Below are 19,197 nucleotides of genomic sequence, written 5' to 3' on the forward strand. Positions count from 1 at the left end.
CGCCGCCCCGCGTCTCAGTGCGAGTAGACCGTGATCGGCGAGGAGAGCGGTCCCGGCGGGACGATCGTGTACGAGGCGATCCGCCCGTCGCGCGCGATCGAGACCGAGGCCTGCACCGGCTGGGTGCTGCTGACGACCGCGCCGTCGCCGTCCAGCGGGGTCGCGAGAGCCGCGAACGGGCCGAGCTCGAGCGTGCGGGTGCCGCCCGGGGCCTCGATCTCGACCGAGGCGGTCGAGTCGCTGCCGTTGACCAGGTGCAGTCGCGCGTCGCCCTCGCCCGTGCCGGCGACGCCGAAGGGCGTCGTGGTCGCGGTGCCGGAGGCGAACCAGGCGAAGTCCGTGCCGGCCGAGCCGGTCGAGGTCGTCCGCCCCGCCGCGACGATCGGCTGATCGGCCCGCAGGACGATGCGGTAGGAGCCGTCCGCCAGGCCCGTGAGCGGGACCTCGCCGACGAGGCCGGCGGGGACGACGACCTGGGTGGAGGCGCCCGACCCGCTCGGGTCCTCGTTGGTGACCTCGACCGAGACCGTGCTGTCGGCGTCGCCGGGGGTGAGGATGCGCAGCACGGGGCTGCCCGCGCCGCCGCTGCCGTCGTCGCTCGCGGTCTCGGCCGGAGGCGACGTGACGGTGAAGCCGGCGATCACGGCGAGTGTGTCCGGGCCGGCGGAGGGGCCGGTGGTCTCGACACCCTCCGGGATGAGGCCGGAGATGGCGCTGCTCTGCATGCTCGCGGCGACCTCGCCGCCACGGGCGGTCACGTGCACGACGGGCTGGACGACCCCGGGGGCGAGCCCCGCGAGCGGGAGCGCGCGGACCGCTCCGGCCGGAACGACGATGCCCGTGGCGCCGGTGGCCTGGACGGTGCCGGTCTCGGAGAAGAGCGTGAGGTCGACGGTGGAGGCGACCTCGCTCGGGTTCGCCAGGATCAGCACGGAGGTGCGCCCGACGTCGGTCGAGCCGGCCACGAGCCAGCTGTCGGCCGAGGGCTCGGCGCAGGCGCGGGCGGACAGTCCGGAGAGGGTGTCCGTGCCGATGGCCTGGACGGTGGCTCCACCGGGAGCGGGGTCGGAGCCCGCGGGCACGCTCAGACCGGTGATGCCGGTGCCCGGTGCGGCGACGTCGTCCTCGTCGAGGACCGTGGGGTCCGAGGTGGAGCCCTCGGGCCGGACCGCGGTCGCCGCGCCGTCGAGGGCGCGCAGCTGCTCCGGCTCTCCGGCGTCGATCAGATCGCCGCCGCAGACCAGCGAGCTGTCGGCCGCGACGGGCGTCACGACGACGCCCTCCGCGGCGCTCGAGACCAGGGGGGACGGGAGGAGCTGGGGCACGACCACGGCGGCCGCGGCGATCACGACTCCGGCCGCGCCCACCGCACCGCGCAGGGCCGTCCGGCGCCGACGGGCGGCCGAGGGTGCGCGATCGGGCGTCGAGGCCGCGGCGCGATCGGCGCGGCGCTCCGCGCGGGAGCGGCGGGCGGAGGACTCGGGCATCTGCTTCTCCTGGTCGGCGGGGTCAGACATCGTCGTTCCCGTCGTCGAACTGGCCGGTGGCCTCGCCCGGCTCGTCGTCGATCCCGGCGACCGCGCCGCTGGAGCGGCCCCGCTCGAGCGAGAGCCCGGTGGGCACCGCCAGCAGGAGGGCGACGACGAAGACGAGGAGGAGGGCGATCGTGTAGGCGATCCCGAAGGGCCCGACCACGCCGGACGGAGCGGCCTCGGTGCGGGTCCCCTCGGTGTCGACGGCCGTCCAGAGGAGCCCGTAGCGGGTGTCGCCGACGGCCGAGAACGCCGCGTTGCCGTCGAGGGAGACGGCCGCCCGCGCGCGCACGGCGGCGGCCGCGTCGCCGACCTGGGTGCCGGCCGGCTCGGTCAGCACGACGAAGCGCACGCCGAGGCTCTCGAGCGCGGAGGGGACGTCGTAGCCCGTCCGCGAGACGAGGTTGCCCGCCAGCTCGTCGATCGCGTCCGTGCTCTCGGCGCCGGTGTTCGCGAGGGTCGACTGCTGGTCGAGGGTCGCGCCCGCTCCGCGCTCCAGCCGGGCGAGGACGCCGCCGTCCGCCTGCGGGACGAGCACGATCGTGCCCACCCGCGGGTCGTTCCGGGCCTCGGCCGCCACGTAGGCGGGGAGCGAGCGGTCCGACGTGGTCGACACCGACGTGCCGGCGCCGGTCGGGAAGGCCACCGCGAGCGGACCGACCAGTGCTGCCGCCGCGGCCGTGACGACGAGCGCCGGCACCACGCGCACGGAGCGCACGGCGGCGAGCGAGAGCGACGCGCCGATCACCAGGCCGAGCCAGTAGAGGCTGAGACCGGTGCCGCTCCAGACGGAGACCGCCTCGGAGCCGGTGGTCGCGACCTGCACGCCCTGGGCGAGCGAGGCGGTCACGAGACCCGCCGCCGCCACGCCGACTCCGCCGAGGGCCGAGAGGTTGTTCGGGAGGAGGAGGGCGGCCAGCGCCGCGACGATCAGCGGCACGACGAGCACGGCCGTGACCAGCGGGGCGGCGGAGGCGCCGATCCCCAGACCGCCGAGGAACGCGAGCCATCCGTCGGGCAGACCGGCCGGGAAGCCGGCGAGCAGCGCGACGAGGTCCGACTGCGCGGAGGGCAGCGGGACGCCCGGATCCGCGAGGACGCCGAGCCAGTCGCCCCGCGGTGCGCGGGCGACCACCAGCGGGAAGAGCAGGACGGCCGCGGGGATCGGCAGGCCGAGGAAGCGGCCGATCCGCCGCCCCGAGGTGGCGACGACGACGAGCCAGATCACCAGGAGCGGCACGGCCAGCACCGGCGCGCACGCCACGACGGCCGCGGCCAGGATCGAGGCGCTCGCGGAGGCGGACCAGGAGCGGTACGCGCCGAACCCGGCGAAGAAGAGCCAGGGCAGCAGCACGTGCACCAGCAGCGGGGCGGGGCGCCCGTCGGCCTGCGCGGCGAAGAAGGCGGGAGCGAGGATGTAGACGAGGGCTCCGGCGGCGCGGGCGGTCGCGCGCGGGGTGAGCCGGGCGATCATCAGCCAGGCGCCGAGGGCGGCAGCGGGGAGCGCGACGAGGTAGAGCAGCACCATCGAGTAGCTGGGCGACCAGAAGGTCAGCGAGCCGAGCACGGCGAGGACGGCGGCGAACGGGTCCGCCGCGCCGATGAACCCCGAGCCGAGGTCGCGCCAGCCGTAGGCCGCGTTGCGCCACAGCTCGCCGACGGTCGGCGAGAGCGTCAGCAGACCGCCGCCGCTGAGCGCGGGAGCAGCGAGGAGCGGCGTGTAGACCACCAGGCCGGCGAGCGCGGCGATGAGGACGACCCACACTCCCCCGCCCTGGAAGAAGTGCAGCGGATGGCGGTCCCGCCCGGCCTGCACGCGCACGGCGTCGTGGCGCACCGAGCGCAGCTGCCGCACCACGTCCAGCGGGATGCGCAGCGGCGCGACGGCCTTCCAGCCCACGTTCTTCGACGAGCGGAGAACGGTACGGGCCCGCAGCACCTTCGTCCCCCCGAAGGCGACGACGAGGGCCGCCAGCAGCTCCCCTCCGACCAGCCCGGGCTGCTTGCGCAGCAGGCGCACGACTGCGCGGCCGATAGCCAGGGGGACGAGCGAGAGCCAGTGCAGGAGGAGGAGCGCGACGGGCGCGTAGGCGAGCCGGCGGTGCAGCTGCGCGGTGCGGTGCTGGCGCGCGCGGCGCCGCTCCCCGCTGTCGATGCGGCGGCCGTCGGGGCGCTGCAGCCCGATGCGGGCGGTGGTGACGCGGGCGTCCGGCACGCGGCTGACCCGGTGCCCGGCGAGCCGGGTGCGGATCGAGAAGTCGAGCGCGTCGTCGACGACCGGCAGGCCGGGGTCGAAGCCGCCGAGCTCCTCCCAGAGGGAGTGGCGCACGAGCATGCCGCCGGCGGCGACGGCCAGGACGTCGGGCGTGGAGTCGTGCTGGCCCTGGTCGAGCTCGTCCTCGACGAGGTGGACGGTCGTGCCGTGCTTGGTGATCGACTCGCCGTAGCTGCGGATGTAGCCGGAGCGCGTCCAGTCCATGATCTTGGGACCGGCGACGGCGACGGAGGGGGCGACCTCGACGGCTCCCAGCAGCGCCGCGAGGGCGCCGGGCTCGGGGGCGGAGTCCTGCGCGAGCAGCCACAGCCACTCGTCCTCTCCGGCCGGCGGCTGCATCACGCGGACAGCGCGGGCCACGGCCTGGCCGAAGGGGAGGTGCTCGGCGACCTGCACGAGCTGCGTCGGACCCCAGGACGCGAGGAGCTCGTCGGTCGTGTCCTTCGAGCCTCCGTCGACGAACACCGTCGCGTCGGGCTGACGGGTCTGCGCCCGCAGGGCCGCGAGGGTTCGTTCCAGATAGGCCGCGCCGTTGCGCGCGACGAGGACGGCGGTGACTCGTGGATACATCGCGGACAACCCTAAGCGATGCCGCCGCGCCGCCCGCCTGCGGCTCGCCGCCCCGTCGGTCGGGTCGCGGCGAGGAGGGGACTAGGCCCGGAGGCGCAGCTTCCGGCGCTCGCGCTCGGAGAGGCCGCCCCAGATGCCGAAGCGCTCGTCGTTCTCGAGCGCGTACTCGAGGCACTGCGCCCGGACCTCGCACGAGGTGCAGATCTTCTTGGCGTCGCGGGTCGAGCCGCCCTTCTCGGGGAAGAAGGCCTCGGGATCGGTCTGCGCGCACAGCGAGTCGACCTGCCAGGAGAGCGCGCCCCCCGGCGCCTCGGTCGCGGTGTCGATCCCGGGTCGGACCCCGGGCACGCCCAGACGGACCGGATCGACGAACCAGTCCTCGGGGACTCCGGAGTGCTGTTCCGGAAGCGTCATGCCGTCTCCTACCCCGCCTGCGAACCGATGATCGGCGGCCGCTCCTCCCGGAGCCGCTGCCTAGGTAATTACAGCGGTGTCATTCGCTCAGGTCAAGTCGCGGACCATAAACCCTCAACCCGCCGTGGAGGGTTCATGACACACCGGCGTGTCGCGAACGTGAGATCCGATCAGGCGGTCGCGGCGCTCCGTGCGCGCCAGGCGCTCTCCACCATCTCGGCGACCGTGTGCCGCATCTCCCAGCCCAGGTCGCGGGCCGCTGTCGCGCCGGAGGCGACGATGCGGGGCGGGTCGCCCGGCCGCCGCGGGGCGACCTCGGGCGTGAAGGCGATGCCGGTGCTGTCGGCGATCGCGCGCATGATCTCCCCGACGGAGGCCCCGGATCCGCTGCCCAGGTTGTAGACCGGGTCGATCGGCTCGCCGGCGGCCAGGCGGCGCGCCGCGGCGACGTGCGCGAGCGCCAGGTCGGCGACGTGGATGTAGTCGCGGACGCAGGTGCCGTCCGGCGTCGGGTAGTCGTCGCCGTTGATCCGGGGCGTGCGGCCGTCCAGCAGAGCCTCGAAGACGAGGGGGAAGAGGTTGTGGGGGCTGGTGTCGTAGACGTCCGGGTAGCCGGACCCGACGACGTTGAAGTAGCGCAGGGAGGCGTGCCGGACGCCGTGCGCCCGCCCCGCGTCCGCGAGCAGCCACTCGCCGATAAGCTTCGACTCGCCGTAGGGCGACTCCGGGCTCTTGGGGGTGTCCTCGGTGACGATCTCGACGTCGACCGCGCCGTAGACGGCAGCGCTCGAGGAGAAGACGATCGAGGAGACCCCGGCGCGCTCCATCGCCGCCAGCACGCGCATGGTGCCGGTGACGTTCTGCTCGTAGGTGTGCAGGGGGCGCTGCACCGAGACTCCGGCGTACTTGAACCCGGCGACGTGGACGACGCCCTCGATGTCGTGCTCGGCGAGCACGCGGTCGAGCAGGGCCTCGTCGAGGATCGAGCCCTGGTGGAACGGGACGCCCTCGGGCACGAACGACGCGTGCCCCGAGGAGAGGTCGTCGAGGACGACGGGGTCGATGCCCTGCTCAGAGAACGCGCGCACCACGTGCGCCCCGATGTATCCGGCTCCCCCGGTGACCAGCCATGCCATGTGGATCCTCCTCGGTGCGGGCCCGCGACTCCGCGCGCCGGAAGACACCCTAGCGGCGGGGATCGACGGCGCGGATCGGCCGGATGACGACGGGGCGCGATATCCTGCCGCCGTGCTCCGCTCCGTCGCCCTCCTCGCCCTGCCCGGCCTCGCGCCGTTCGAGTTCGGGGTCGTCTGCGAGGTGTTCGGGATCGACCGCGGCGCTGACGGAGGGCCCGCCCTCGACTTCCGGATCGCCACTCCCGATCCGGGCCGCGTCCGGACGAGCCTCGGATTCGACCTGCTGATCGCCGATGGTCTCGACGCGGCCCGGGACGCGGACCTGATCGCCGTCCCCGCCCACGGCCGCGGGCCCGCCGACGAGCGGGTCCTCGACCTCCTCCGCGACGCTCACGAGCGCGGCGCGTGGATCCTCAGCGTCTGCAGCGGGGCCTTCACCCTGGCGCAGGCGGGCCTGCTCGACGGCCGGCGCGCGACCACCCACTGGATGCACGCCGCGGAGCTCGCCCGGCGCTTCCCCTCCGTCACGGTGGACCCGGAGGTCATCTACGTGCAGGAGGGGCGCATCGTGACGAGCGCGGGCACCGCGGCCGGCATCGACGCGGCGCTGCACGTGGTGCGCGAGGAGCTGGGCGCGACGGCGGCGAGCGTCGTCGCCCGGCGGATGGTCGTGCCCCCGCAGCGCCACGGCGGTCAGGCGCAGTACCTGCGGACCCCCGTTCCCGAGGCGCGCGCGGACTCGCTGGCCGAGGTCACCGAGTGGATGCTGGAGCACCTCGACGAGGACCTCTCGATCGAGGCGCTGGCCCGTCGCGCCCTGATGGCCCCCCGCACCTTCGCGCGCCGCTTCCGGGCCGACCTCGGCACGACTCCGCTCGCCTGGCTCACCCGCCAGCGCCTCCTCCGGGCGCAGGTGCTGCTGGAGGAGACGGAGCTGACCCTCGAGGCGGTCGCCGCGCGAATCGGCTTCGGCACGGCCGCGGTGATGCGCCACCACTTCACGCGCGTCCTGCGGACCACGCCGGCGGCCTACCGCCGCACCTTCGCCGCCTGAGCGGCCGGGTCGTTGGAGGGGTCAGACCGTCGCGACGAAGAGCGTGCCCCGTCCGGTGACGGCGAGGGCGCCCTCCGACGGGGTCACGAACACGCTGCCGCCGCGCTCGACGCGGACCGAGCCCTCGGCGCCCTCGAGCGAGAACGAGCCCTCGGTCGCGATCGCGATGGCGGGTCCGTGCAGGGCGACGCGGGCCGGCTCCTCCGACGCCGGCTGCACGACGGCGAGCACGAAGTCGGGGACGGCCGGACGGTAGACGCGCACGCCCGGTCCGGCCTGCTCGGCCGGGAGGTAGGGCACGGGCAGCGGCGAGAACTCGAGCACGCTCACCAGCTCGGGCACGTCGATGTGCTTGGGCGTGAGGCCCCCGCGCAGCACGTTGTCGGAGGCGGCCATCAGCTCCACGCCCGTGCCCGCGAGGTAGGCGTGGATGTTGCCTGCGGGCAGGTAGAGCACCTCGCCGCGGGCGAGGCGGACGCGGTTGAGCAGGAGCGAGAGCACGATGCCGGGGTCGCCCGGGTAGCTCTCGGCCAGGTCCCGGACCGTGGTCGTCTCGAGGCGATCGTCGCCCGCGGACGCCGCGACGACCGCGGACACCAGCGCGGCGACCTCGGCGCGGTCGCCGTCGGCGAGCAGCCACGACACGGCGCCGCGGAGGACCGCCGAGGGCTCGCCCTCGAGCGTCCGGGCGAACCGCGCGATCGCGGCCGCCTCCGCCGCCGGGGCGCGCCGGGCCAGCTCGGCGAGCAGCGCCCGGGCGTCCGCCGGCTCGCGGAAGCCGCAGAGCGCGTCGAAGCTCTCGCTGAGCGCGTAGATCAGCTCGGGCTTGTGGAACGGGTCCTTGTAGTTGCGATCGGCGGCGTCGCGGGGGATGCCGGCCTCCTCCTCCTCGACGAACCGGCGCCGGGCCCGCTCGGACGAGGGGTGGGCCTGGAGCGACAGCGGCCCGCCCGCGGCGAGGATCTTGAGCAGGAACGGCAGACGGGGAGCGCCCGAGACCGGATCGACCGACCCCTCCACTCCGGCGAGCGCCGCCTCGGGGTGCTCGCCGATCCACTCGGCGAGCGTGCCGGCGCCGACCGAGGCGGGGTCGAGGATGCGCGCGGGCGAGCCCGGGTGCGCGCCGAGCCAGAGCTCGGCCTCGGGGGCGCCGGAGGGCGCGGTGCCGAGGGCCTCCGAGATGCCGGTGAGCGAGCCCCAGGCGTAGTCGCGGGGGGTGTTGCCGATCGGGATGAACACGGGAGCGCTGGCCTTCCGTCCGAGGGGTGGGTCCGAGCCGCTCAGCCGGACGCGCCGGGGCCGCTCCGCTGCGACGCTAGCAGGATCCACAACGCGGGCCCGGGAGGAGGGCCCGCCTGTTGGTGCTCTCCGCCAGAGGACGCGGCACTCGCAGGCGCGCTTCGTACGCTGGGAGTCGCAGCACTGTCGCCGTCGGAGCGGTCGCCGTGCCGCATCCGACGAGCGAGGGAGCACAGAGCATGGACAGCACGACCTTCGAGACCCTGGGGGCCGACTTCTACGGGTTCGAGGCGGCGCTCACGCCCGCCGAGAAGGAGCTGCTGGTCGGCGTCCGCGCGTTCCTCGAGGAGCAGGTGCGGCCGATCGCCGACGAGTACTGGGAGCGCGCGGAGTTCCCGCGGCAGCTGATCCCCGCGATCCACGCCACCGGCGTCATCGGCCTCTCCTGGCCCGAGACCCGCGCGATCGATAACTCCGCCGTGTTCCGCGGCTGGGTGGCGCTCGAGCTGGGCCGGGTGGACGCGGGCATCGCGACCTACGTGGGCGTGCAGAACGGCCTGGTGATGGGAACGGTCGGCGTCGCCGGCTCCGAGGAGCAGCGCGCCGAGTGGCTGCCGAAGCTCGCCTCGGGCGAGGTCGTCGGCGCCTTCGGGCTCACCGAGCCGCACTCCGGCTCCGACTCCGCCCAGGGCCTGCGCACCACCGCCCGCCGGGACGGCGACGACTGGATCCTCGACGGCGAGAAGCGCTGGATCGGCAACGCGACCTTCAGCGACGTGACCGTGATCTGGGCGAAGGACGCGGAGGACGGCCAGGTGAAGGGCTTCCTCGTCCCCACCTCGACACCGGGCTACCGCGCCACCGCCATCGCGCGCAAGCAGAGCCTGCGCACGGTGCAGAACGCCGACATCGTGCTCGAGGGCGTCCGCGTCCCGGAGTCGCTGCGCCTGCAGGGCGCGAACTCGTTCCGCGACACCGCGAAGGTGCTCCGGCTCACCCGCGCCGAGGTCGCCTGGCAGGCCATCGGCGTCTCGATCGGCGCTTACGACGCGGCGCTGCGCTACGCGAAGGAGCGCGTGCAGTTCGGCAAGCCGCTCGTCGGGCACCAGCTGGTGCAGGACCTCCTGGTCAAGAGCATCGGCAACATCACGGCCAGCATCGCCCTGACGACCCGCGTGTCCGAGATGCTCGACGCCGGCGAGCAGCGCGACGAGCACTCCGCCCTCGCGAAGGCCTACGCGACGGCCCGGATGCGCGAGACCGTCGCCTGGTGCCGCGAGGTGATGGGCGGCAACGGCATCGTCCTCGACTACGGCGTCGCCCGCTTCTTCGCCGACGCGGAGGCCCTCTACTCCTACGAGGGCACCCGCGAGATGAACACGCTGATCGTCGGCCGCTCGATCACCGGCACCGCCGCGTTCGTCTGAGCCGCCCCGGCCGGGGAGCGAGCGGCGGCGCGCCCGGCACGCCGCCGCGCCGCCCCCGCTCCCTAGACTGGTCGCCATGATCCGACGCGCCGCCCCCGCCGCTCCCCGAGCGCTCGCGGTGGCGGTGCTGGCCGTGCTGCTGGCCGGCCAGTCCCTGCGGAACCTCGCCGGATGGTGGGGCTGGGGCGTCGTCGTCGCGGTGCTCCTGGGCGCCTCGATCGCCGTGCTCGTCCGCGCCCGCCCCCGCCTGCGCTGGGCCCGCACGCCGAAGTCGCTGGTCCTCTTCCTCGGGCTCGCGGTGCTCTCGCTGCTGTGGTCCGCCTATCCGGGAGCGAGCGCGATCGGAGTCACGGCGCAGCTCGCGACGACGCTCGGCGGCGTCGTCCTCGCCGTCACGCTGAGCAGCCGGGAGCTGCTCACGGCTCTCGGACGGGCCCTGCGCCTCTCCGTCGGCCTGTCGCTCCTCTTCGAGCTCGTGATCGCGGTCGTCGTGCGGCAGCCCGTCCTGCCGTTCGGCGTCGAGCCTCCCGCCGACGGACCGACGCCCGACGCCTTCTACTGGTCGCAGGCCGCCCTCTTCACCGGCGAGCCCGTCCAGGGGATCGTCGGCAACCGCAACCTCCTCGGCTTCCTCGCCCTGCTCGGCCTGATCGTGATCGCGATCGAGCTGGCGGCCCACTCGATCCGGCGCCGGTGGGGAGCGGTCTGGGTCGCCCTGTTCGTCGCGACCCTCCTGCTCACCCGCTCGGCGACCGTCCTGCTCTGCCTCGTCGCCGTCGTCCTCGCGGCCGCGTTCGCGCTCTGGGCTCGCCGGAGGGGCGAGTCCCGCCGGCGTCCCGTCTACCTGACCGCCGCGGGGCTGGCGGTGGCGGCCGTCGCCGGAGGCGCCGCGGGCTGGGGCGCCCTCCTCGGCCTGCTCGGCAAGAGCGAGGACGCCACGGGCCGCCTCGACATCTGGGACTCGGTGATCGCGCTCACGCTGCAGCGTCCGGTCCTCGGCTGGGGCTGGGTCAGCTACTGGGCTCCCTGGGCCGCCCCGTTCGACACCCTCGCCGAGCGCAAGGGCGTGCTCTACCTGCAGGCCCACGACGCCTGGCTCGACGTCGCCCTCCAGCTGGGAGCGGTCGGCCTCGTCCTCTTCGCGGCGCTCGCCGTCTCGACGCTGTGGCGCTCCTGGTTCCGCGCGGTCGACCGCCCGCGGCGCGACGCGACCTCGACCCTCCCCTACACGGCCGTCAGCCTCGCTCCGCTGCTGATCGTGGTCGCCCTCCTGGCGCAGTCGCTCTTCGAGAGCCGGATCCTCATCGAGGGAGCCTGGCTGCTCCTCGTCCTCTTCGCGGTGCAGACCAAGCGGCCGGCGACCGAGACGCCCGAGGTCCTCGCCGCGACCCCGCTCCCCCTCGCCGACGCCTCCCCGAGGCGATGAGGCCCCGCCGCCCCTCGCTCCCCGCCTCCGTCGCCGACGCGACGGCGTCCCCGCAGTTCGCGGCGGCCCTCGCGCAGACCACTCTCGTCACCGTCCTCTGCGCCCCGGCGGTCCGCGGGCTCCTCGGCTGGCCCGGCTACATCGCCGCTGTCGCCACGCTCACCGCCCTCGCGGCGGTCATGCTCGTCCTGCGGCGCGGGCGGCTCGACTGGGAGGGCCTGCTGCCCACGAGCATCCTGGTGTTCCTCGGCTGGATCGCGCTCAGCGTGCTGTGGAGCGACTACACCTGGGCCACGGTCTCGAGCGTCGTCTACCAGTTCGCCCTGGCGTTCCTGGCGATCGCGATCGGCCTCACGCGCGACATCATCCAGATCATCCGCTCGGTCGGCGACGTGCTGCGGGTCGTGCTGATCGCCTCGCTGGCCGTGGAGGTGCTCTCGGGGGTGCTGATCGACCAGCCGCTGCGCTTCCTCGGCGTGGAGGGCCTGCTCGCGGTCGGCGGGCCGATCCAGGGACTCGTCGGCACGCGCAACCAGCTCGGGCTGGTCTGTCTGCTGGCGATCGTGACGTTCTCGGTGGAGCTGATGACCCGCTCCGTCGCCCGCGGGCCGGCCGTCGCCTCGATCGCCCTCGCCGCGGTCACCCTCCTCTTCACGCGCTCCGCGGTGAGCGCGGGCGTGCTCGCCGTGGCCGTCGTCGTCGCCCTCGCTCTGCGCTGGGTGCGCCACGGCGACGGCACCCACCGCCGTCGGCGGCAGGTCGCGGTGCTCGGCGTCGCCGCCGCGGCCGCCCTCACCGTGTGGCTCCTGCGCTACCGGGTGATCGAGCTGCTGAACGCGGGCAGCGAGTTCGAGTTCCGGCTGCGGCTCTGGCAGCAGGTCTGGCGCTTCACGGACCTCGCTCCGATCGTCGGCTGGGGCTGGGTGGGCTACTGGCGGCCCGACCTCTACCCCTTCACCGCCATCGACTACCTCTCGGGCCGCCCGCACTCGTCGAGCCTCAACGCGCTCTTCGACGTGGCCCTGCAGGTCGGCGCGGTCGGGGTGGTCCTCTTCGTCGTGCTGATCGGCCTCGCGCTCTGGCGCTCCTGGCTGATCGCCTCCGAGCGCAAGGCGGTCGTGCACGTCTGGCCGGTGCTGGTGCTGACCGTGCTGATGGTCACCGCGCTGGCCGAGAGCTCGATCCTGCTCGACGCCGGCTGGCTGCTCGTGGTGCTCTGCGCGATGCGCGCGGCCCAGGGACTGAGCTGGCGCCGGCTCCTGCACCCGCGGGACTGACCGGACTCCTCAGCGCCCGCGCCGCCGCGCCACCTGGCGGAGCACGGTGAGGTGCTCCTCCCGGCAGCGCTCCCAGCTGAAGGACCGGGCGCGCTCGACGCCGAGCGGGCCGAGCTCGCCGGTCCGCTCGATCGCCTCGAGGATCCCGTCCGCGATCGAGCGCGGCTCGAGCGGATCGACGTAGACCGCGGCGTCCCCGCAGATCTCCGGGAGCGAGCCCGCGTCGGAGGCGGCGACCGGGCATCCCGACGCCATCGCCTCGATGGGCGGGAGGCCGAAGCCCTCGTAGAGGCTCGGGAACGCCAGCACCGCGGCTCGGCGGTAGAGGTCGGCGAGCTCCTCCGGAGTGACGTGGCCGCGCCACTCGACGAAGTCCGGCAGCGGGCCGAGGCGGTCCAGATCCCCTCCTGTCAGCACGAGGCGGAGGGCGTGCCCCTCCTCCCGAAGCAGGCGCACCGCCTCGAACAGGCGGGCGTGGTTCTTGTGCGGCCAGGCGCGCGCCGGGTAGAAGACGAAGTCCTCGCGTGTGCCCAGATTCGCGACGAAGCGCCGGGTGTCCACGCCGAGATGCGACACGTGGATCCGCTCCTCCGGGATGCCCAGCAGCTCGACGATCCGCCCCTTGGTGAAGGCGCTGATGGTGATGACCGCGTCGGCGCGGCGAGCGGTCGCCTCGTAGGCGAGCCGGCGGAAGACGCGCTCGACGCGGGGGAAGAGGTGCGGGAGGTCGCGGTGCTGCAGATCGAACAGCATCTGCACGTGCCCCTGCCGCCGCGACGGCCACGGGAGCGGGACCGTGAACGGGAAGTAGAGCACTGCGTCCCGGCCGAGGCGCCGGCGCAGGCGCGGCGTGCGCAGGAGCGCCTGGAGCATCCCCACGGCCCGGCGGCGGTGGCCCGCCCCGCTGACGACCCCCTCGGCCACGACCTCGGGCACGCCCTCGCTGAAGCCGCGCGCGTTCTCGGGGACGAGCACCTGCACGGCGGGCCCCTCCTCCCCCGGCCGCGGCGCCAGGAGGCGCGTGAGCGCGCGCGCGTAGGTCTCGCCGCCGCCCATCCCGCCCGGGTCGACGGTAAGCACGGCGAGCGTGACGGGGCGGAGTTCCGGCATGGCGTCCAATCGGTCCGAAGCCCGGCCAGGATACCGGCGGGCCGCACCGCTCCCGGCGCCCGGCCGTGCCCGTGGGTAGTATGTGTCCCGCTGTCATCGACCCCGACGAATTGGACCACCACGTGCCCCGCGCTTTGATCACCGGAATCACCGGCCAGGACGGCCTCTACCTCGCCGAGCTCCTCCTCTCGAAGGGCTACGAGGTCTTCGGGCTCGTCCGCGGGCAGAACAACCCCAAGTACGAGCTGGTCCGCCGCACCGTGCCCGAGGTGACCCTGCTCACCGGCGACCTGACCGACGTGTCGAGCCTCGTGCGCGTGCTCGCCGCCGCCCAGCCCGACGAGGTCTACAACCTCGGTGCGATCTCGTTCGTCGCCTACTCGTGGGAGAACGCGTCGCTCACCACCGATGTGACCGGCAAGGGCGTGCTCAACATCCTCGAGGCGACCCGCCTCTACGCCGGCTCCGACATGTCGCGCGTGAAGTTCTACCAGGCCTCCTCCTCCGAGATGTTCGGCAAGGTCCAGCAGGTCCCGCAGAGCGAGGAGACGCTGCTCTGGCCGCGCTCGCCCTACGGCGTGGCCAAGGTCTTCGGCCACTACATGACGATCAACTACCGCGAGTCGTACGGCATGCACGCCTCCTCTGGCATCCTCTTCAACCACGAGTCGCCCCGCCGCGGCCCGGAGTTCGTCACCCGCAAGATCAGCCTCGCGGTCGCCCGCATCAAGCTCGGCCTCCAGGAGACGCTGGAGCTCGGGAACCTCGACGCGAAGCGCGACTGGGGCTTCGCCGGCGACTACGTCGACGCGATGTGGCGCATGCTGCAGCAGCCCGAGGGCGACGACTACGTGGTCGCGACCGGCGAGACCCACGAGATCCGCGAGTACCTCGACATCGCCTTCAACCACGTCGGCATCGAGGACTGGACCCCGTACGTGACCCAGAACCCCGCGTTCATGCGTCCCGCCGAGGTGGACCTGCTGATCGGCGACCCGGCGAAGGCGCGCGACGTCCTCGGCTGGGAGCCGAAGGTCTCGTTCCCCGAGCTCGTGGCGATGATGGTCGAGAACGACCTCGCCGAGCAGTCCGCGCTGATCAAGTAGTCATGCCTGCCGCTCTCGTCACCGGAGCGAGCGGTCAGGACGGGGGCTACCTCGTCGAGCGCCTGCTCGCCGACGGCTGGGAGGTCTCCGCGCTCGTGCGCGGGACCGACGACGCCGCTCTTCCCGCCTCCGTCCGCGCCTTCGAGGGCGATCTCCGCGACGCCTCCGGCCTCGGCCGCATCGTCGCGGAGGCGCAGCCGGACACGGTCTTCCACCTCGCCGGCCTCTCCTCCGTCGCGCTCTCGTGGAAGGAGCCCGTGCTCACGGCGGAGGTGACCGGCACCGCGGTCGCCGCGCTCCTGGAGGCCTCGCTGGCGCTCCAGGAGTCGGCGGGCCGCGAGGTCCGCTTCGTCCAGGCCTCCTCCTCCGAGATCTTCGGGGCCGCGACCGAGAACCCGCAGACCGAGCGGACCCCGATCCGCCCCGTCTCCCCTTACGGAGCCGCGAAGGCGTTCGCGCACCACCTCGTCGCGGTCTACCGCGGCCGAGGGCTCCACGCCTCGTCCGGCATCCTGTACAACCACGAGTCGCCGCGTCGGCCGCTCGGCTTCGTCACCCGCAAGATCACCGCCGGTGTCGCGGCGATCGCGACGGGCGCCGAGTCGGAGCTCTCGCTCGGCAATCTCGACGCGCGCCGCGACTGGGGCTGGGCCCCCGACTACGTGGACGCCCTCGTGCGCGCCTCGCGCGCCGAGGAGGCGGGCGACTACGTCGTGGCGACCGGAGTCGCGCACTCGGTCCGCGACTTCGTCCGTGCCGCCTTCACCGCGGCCGGCATCGACGACTGGGAGCAGCAGGTCACGATCGACCCGCGGTTCGCGCGCCCCGTGGACGCACCCGAGATGCGCGGCGACTCCTCCCGGGCCCGCGAGGTGCTCGGCTGGGCGCCCACCGTCGGCTTCGAGGAGATCGTCGCCCGCATGGTCGAGAACGACCTCGAGCTGGCGCGCCGCTCCCGCTGAGCCGCGCGCACCGCGTGCAGAAGGCCCCCGCTCCTGGAGCGGGGGCCTTCTGCACGCGGTGGATCGAGGACGCCTAGGCGGTCGCGTCCGACTGCTCGGCCCGGGCCCGCTCGTCGACGCCGTCTCCCTCTACGAGGTACGACCAGACGCGGGCGGCGTACTCGTCCCAGGTGCCGCCGTCGATCGCGAGCGCCTCCGCCGAGAGCCGCGCGTGCAGCTCGTCGTCGGTCAGCAGCCGCTCGAGGGCCGCGGCGATGTCGTGGTCGTCGTGCGGATCGACGAACAGCGCGCCGCCCGAGGCGGAGACCTCGTGCATGCTCCCGAAGCCGGAGGTCACGACCGGGGTGCCGACCGAGATCGACTCCACGATCGGGAGACCGTAGCCCTCGTTGATCGAGGGGAACACCGTGCACCGGGCCAGGCGGTAGGCGCTCCAGAGCAGCGCGTCGGTGATCTTGGAGAGCGAGCGGACCGGACGGCCCTGGCCCTCGAGGACCTCGAGTCGGTACTCGAACTCGGCGCTGCTCCAGGCGTTGCCGCCGATGAAGACCAGGCTGAAGCGCACGCCGCGGCGCCAGAGCAGCTCGGCCGCCTGGAGCACAGCCAGGTGGTTCTTCCGCGGCTCGTGGCTGCCGACGCAGACGACGAGCGGGAGGTCGCCGGTCACCAGCGAGCGCGCGGCGGTGGCCAGCTCCTCGTCCGAGACGCTCTCCGGCTGCGAGGGCAGCAGGATCGGGCGGATGTCCGGCCCCTGCATCCCGACGCTGCCGAGCATGTGGCGCCAGCCGGAGTACTCGGTCGCGGCCGCCTCGGAGATGGTCGCGATGCGGTCCATGTGCGACACGGCGACGAGCGTGCGCGAGAAGGCGGCGCTGATGCCGGTGCTCGCCGTCTCGGCGGTGGTGACCGGCACGCAGTCGAAGCCGATGGTGCCCGTGCGGTTGCCGCTGAACTCGGCCAGAGCGGAGACGCGCGACGTCCGCTCGTCCTCCACGGCGAGCTCGGGCAGGAGGTAGGTGCCCTGCCACGGGACGATCACGCGGGAGCGGTCCTCGGCGGCGTCGGGCACGTCGCCCGAGACGGCGTTCCGGCTCTGCTCCGGGGTGAGCATGACGAGCGACTCGTGGGTCGAGTCCCAGCCGGCGAGCAGGATCTCGTGGTCGCGCGTCCATCGGACGAGGCTCTGGCGCACCACGCGCTGGATGCCCGTGGCCAGCCCCGTGCGCGCGGTGTGGTGCACGTCGACGACGACCGCGCCGACGACCACCTCGACCTCGGGGTGGTGGAAGCGGGCGAAGACCCGGTTCGAGGCGATGGTGGACGCGGCGTGGGTGAGCAGACCGGCGGTGCCGTCCAGCCGGGCCCGGCGGCGGCCGTCGACGACGTCCTCCCGGCGCGGGAGCGTGCCGCGGAGGACGGCGAGCACCAGCCAGACCTCGCGGTCGGTGGGAGCGGGCAGCAGAACGCTCAGCTGTCCGGTGAGGGCGTCGACGCTGCCCAGCGGCTCCACGGAGGGGGCCAGGGTGCGCACCAGGGTGGCGAGACGGTCGACCAGGTACTGCTTAGAGCGCACGGGGCGCCTCCTCGTGCTCGATGAGGGCCGAGGGGCCGATCAGGGCGGCCCACAGCTCCCGGGCGTAGTCGTCCCAGGTGCGCTCGGGCCGCTCGGCCGCCTCGAGGCGGAGCTCGTCGACGAGCTCCGGCGACGTCAGCAGGCGGCGCATGCCGTCGGTGATCTCCTCGTCGGACTCCGGGTCGATCAGGACGCATCCGCCGTGCTCGGCGATCTGCGCCGTGCTGCCGTAGCGCGAGGTCAGCACGGGGAGCCCGATCGACAGCGCCTCGGCGACCGGCAGGCCGTACCCCTCGTGCAGCGACGGGAACGCCAGGAACAGCGCCTCCCGGTAGCTCGCGATCAGGACGTCGTCGTCGGCTCCGCGGAGCACCTCGACCGGGCGTCCGGCGGCGACCAGCTCGCGCACGCGGGGATCGAAGACCTGGTGCGCCCACGGGTTGGCCCCGCCGATGAAGCGGACGCGGAAGCGCAGGCCCTCGCGCCAGAGGACCTCGGCGGCGTGCAGCACCGCGAGGTGGTTCTTGCGGGGCTCCTGGCTGCCGACGCAGAGCACGAGCGGCAGGCCGGACGCGCTCCGGCCCTCGGAGCGCAGGCCGTCCGGGAGCTCCACGGGCAGCGGGACCGGGACGACGGTCGGGCCGGTGAGGCCCTGAGCGGGGAGCGCTCGCACGAAGCCCTCGAACTCCAGCGCGGCCGCGGCGCTCACCGTGGCGACGCGCTCGGCGTGCTTGACCACGGAGAGGAAGTTGACGAAGCGCACCGTCTCCTCCGGCGGCACCGTGTCGGCGCTGACGACGGGGATGGCGTCGTGGCCGAGGACGACGACCTCGTTGCCGGAGTACTCGGCGAGGGCCGCGAGCGGCCCGCACTGGTTGTAGTCCGGCACCGAGGGGATGACGACGACGCTGCGGTAGGGCACGACGAACTCGATGCGCTCCGGATCGCCGTGCTCCCAGTCGCGCCGCCCGGCGGAGGACCAGTCGACGACGCGCTCGTGCTCGATCGCGCTCAGCCGCCGGAAGGACATCGATCCGTGGACCCAGGCGACCGGGACGATCTCGTGCTCGGCGTCCCAGCGGGACACGGTCTGGCGCACGACCCGCTGGACGCCGGTGTTGTGCCCGTGGCGGGCGGGGAAGTCGACGTCGATCAGGACGGCCCCGGTGACGACCTCGACGCGGGCGTCCAGATCGGCGAACCCGGTTGCGGTGCGGGAGCCGGCCTCGAGGAAGATGCGCAGCGCCGCCTCCTCGGAGGCGAGCTCGAGGGCGCGGCGGAACCAGTCGAACAGCTCGCTCGTCGGGTACGCGGCCGTGAACGACACCAGCGCGACCCAGGTCAGCTCGTCGTCCTGGCGCGAGCGGATCTCTCGGGCCACCTCGTCGAGGTACGGGCCGGGCCCGCGGGTGCGCAGCGAGGCGCGGCGCTCCGCGTCGAAGAGGAGCGCGCCGATCTGCTCCAGGCGCTGCAGCATCGCCTCCGTGCGGTGGGCGCGCGCGGCGGCCGAGCCGGCGGCCGAGACCTGCGACCGGTCGCTCATCGCGCCCGACCGGACAGGCGGCGCTTCACGAAGCGCGCGCTGTGGCCGACGGCGCCCGACAGCCCGAGCTGCTCGACGCGGATCTGGAAGGTGCGCACCAGGCGGAGCGGCTTCGTCACCCGCCAGGAGAGGGTGCGCTCGAAGCCGGAGGCGGTCACTCCGCCCACCTGGATCCGCTCGACCCACTCGTCGAAGGGGTCGTTGAGGAGGGAGTCGACCTGCGCGCGCAGGCGGGCGAGCTCCTCGTCCGGGGACTCGGGCTCGGCGAGACGGGGCTCCACCGGAACCCCGGATGTGCGCGCGGGCTCCGCCGGGACGGCTGCGGGAGCGGCGTCGCCGACGGCCGACTCGAGGCTCGGGTCGGGAGCGGGAGGAGCGTCCTCGCCCGTGCCGCCGAGGACGGGGGCGGGGTCCCCAGCGCTCTGCGGCGCCGGGTCCAGGGGGACGTCGGATGGCTGCGTGGGCATGGCGAACACCTCGTTCGTGTCGTTCAGTCGGCGAGCGGGAGCAAGACTACCCGCCATGCGCCGCGCACCGGCACGCCAGCCAGGGG

Annotated in this window: 15 protein-coding genes; 6 read left to right on the forward strand and 9 right to left on the reverse strand. The window is 74.0% G+C overall.

Annotated elements, in window-relative coordinates:
• Positions 1-14: 14 nt before the first annotated feature.
• From C5C54_RS01485 to galE, 4 genes are all read right to left on the reverse strand, one after another.
• Positions 15-1,517 carry a DUF5719 family protein gene (locus tag C5C54_RS01485; RefSeq protein WP_146078767.1) on the reverse strand — a complete coding sequence of 501 codons (1,503 nt, stop codon included), beginning with the start codon at positions 1,515-1,517 and terminating at the stop codon, positions 15-17.
• Positions 1,510-4,377 carry a glycosyltransferase family 2 protein gene (locus tag C5C54_RS01490; protein ID WP_104287641.1) on the reverse strand — a complete coding sequence of 956 codons (2,868 nt, stop codon included), beginning with the start codon at positions 4,375-4,377 and terminating at the stop codon, positions 1,510-1,512. The genes C5C54_RS01485 and C5C54_RS01490 overlap by 8 nt, the downstream gene beginning before the upstream one ends.
• Before the next feature lie 81 nt (positions 4,378-4,458).
• Entirely contained in the window at positions 4,459-4,791 is a 333-nt protein-coding gene (locus C5C54_RS01495) for a WhiB family transcriptional regulator (RefSeq protein ID WP_104287642.1), read from the reverse strand.
• A gap of 170 nt (positions 4,792-4,961) precedes the next feature.
• A complete protein-coding gene (gene galE, locus C5C54_RS01500; protein ID WP_104232806.1) occupies positions 4,962-5,927 on the reverse strand; it encodes a UDP-glucose 4-epimerase GalE in 966 nt (321 codons plus the stop codon).
• A gap of 112 nt (positions 5,928-6,039) precedes the next feature.
• Between galE and C5C54_RS01505 the strand changes: the two genes are divergently transcribed.
• The gene (locus C5C54_RS01505; RefSeq protein WP_104287643.1) at positions 6,040-6,981 is read left to right on the forward strand and encodes a GlxA family transcriptional regulator; all 942 of its coding nucleotides are present in this window, start codon (positions 6,040-6,042) and stop codon (positions 6,979-6,981) included.
• Positions 6,982-7,002: 21 nt separating this feature from the next.
• Here C5C54_RS01505 and manA read toward each other — a convergent pair whose 3' ends face one another.
• Positions 7,003-8,220: a mannose-6-phosphate isomerase, class I gene (manA, locus tag C5C54_RS01510; protein ID WP_104287644.1), complete on the reverse strand. Its 1,218-nt coding sequence runs from the start codon at positions 8,218-8,220 to the stop codon at positions 7,003-7,005.
• 239 nt (positions 8,221-8,459) lie between these two features.
• Here manA and C5C54_RS01515 point away from each other — a divergent pair, with 239 nt between their 5' ends.
• The 3 genes from C5C54_RS01515 (at position 8,460) to C5C54_RS01525 (ending at position 12,350) form a co-directional block, all read left to right on the forward strand.
• Positions 8,460-9,647 carry an acyl-CoA dehydrogenase family protein gene (locus C5C54_RS01515; protein WP_104287645.1) on the forward strand — a complete coding sequence of 396 codons (1,188 nt, stop codon included), beginning with the start codon at positions 8,460-8,462 and terminating at the stop codon, positions 9,645-9,647.
• Positions 9,648-9,723: 76 nt separating this feature from the next.
• Positions 9,724-11,073 (forward strand): O-antigen ligase, encoded by a 1,350-nt coding sequence (locus C5C54_RS01520; RefSeq protein ID WP_104287646.1) that lies wholly within the window; start codon positions 9,724-9,726, stop codon positions 11,071-11,073.
• The gene (locus C5C54_RS01525) at positions 11,070-12,350 is read left to right on the forward strand and encodes an O-antigen ligase (protein WP_104225478.1); all 1,281 of its coding nucleotides are present in this window, start codon (positions 11,070-11,072) and stop codon (positions 12,348-12,350) included. Before C5C54_RS01520 ends, C5C54_RS01525 begins: the two co-directional genes overlap by 4 nt.
• Before the next feature lie 9 nt (positions 12,351-12,359).
• Here the strand turns inward: C5C54_RS01525 and C5C54_RS01530 are convergent, their stop codons facing one another.
• Positions 12,360-13,460: a glycosyltransferase family 1 protein gene (locus C5C54_RS01530; protein ID WP_104287647.1), complete on the reverse strand. Its 1,101-nt coding sequence runs from the start codon at positions 13,458-13,460 to the stop codon at positions 12,360-12,362.
• 122 nt (positions 13,461-13,582) lie between these two features.
• On the opposite strand from C5C54_RS01530, the gene C5C54_RS01535 reads away from it, so the two are divergent.
• Positions 13,583-14,566, forward strand: coding sequence for a GDP-mannose 4,6-dehydratase (locus C5C54_RS01535; protein WP_104275317.1), 984 nt, complete (start codon positions 13,583-13,585; stop codon positions 14,564-14,566).
• A 2-nt stretch (positions 14,567-14,568) separates the two neighbouring features.
• The gene (locus tag C5C54_RS01540) at positions 14,569-15,528 is read left to right on the forward strand and encodes a GDP-mannose 4,6-dehydratase (protein WP_104287648.1); all 960 of its coding nucleotides are present in this window, start codon (positions 14,569-14,571) and stop codon (positions 15,526-15,528) included.
• A 73-nt stretch (positions 15,529-15,601) separates the two neighbouring features.
• Here C5C54_RS01540 and C5C54_RS01545 read toward each other — a convergent pair whose 3' ends face one another.
• From C5C54_RS01545 to C5C54_RS01555, 3 genes are read right to left on the reverse strand one after another with little or no spacing between them, the layout of a single operon-like run.
• Complete coding sequence (locus C5C54_RS01545) at positions 15,602-17,101, reverse strand: glycosyltransferase family 1 protein (RefSeq protein ID WP_104287649.1); 1,500 nt, start codon at positions 17,099-17,101, stop codon at positions 15,602-15,604.
• The gene (locus tag C5C54_RS01550) at positions 17,091-18,644 is read right to left on the reverse strand and encodes a glycosyltransferase (protein ID WP_104272577.1); all 1,554 of its coding nucleotides are present in this window, start codon (positions 18,642-18,644) and stop codon (positions 17,091-17,093) included. The genes C5C54_RS01545 and C5C54_RS01550 overlap by 11 nt, the downstream gene beginning before the upstream one ends.
• A complete protein-coding gene (locus C5C54_RS01555; protein WP_104283350.1) occupies positions 18,641-19,111 on the reverse strand; it encodes a hypothetical protein in 471 nt (156 codons plus the stop codon). Before C5C54_RS01555 ends, C5C54_RS01550 begins: the two co-directional genes overlap by 4 nt.
• Positions 19,112-19,197 lie beyond the last annotated feature (86 nt).

Origin of the sequence: Rathayibacter sp. AY1F2, from assembly GCF_002930885.1 — a bacterium.
In the GTDB taxonomy this organism is placed as follows: domain Bacteria; phylum Actinomycetota; class Actinomycetes; order Actinomycetales; family Microbacteriaceae; genus Rathayibacter.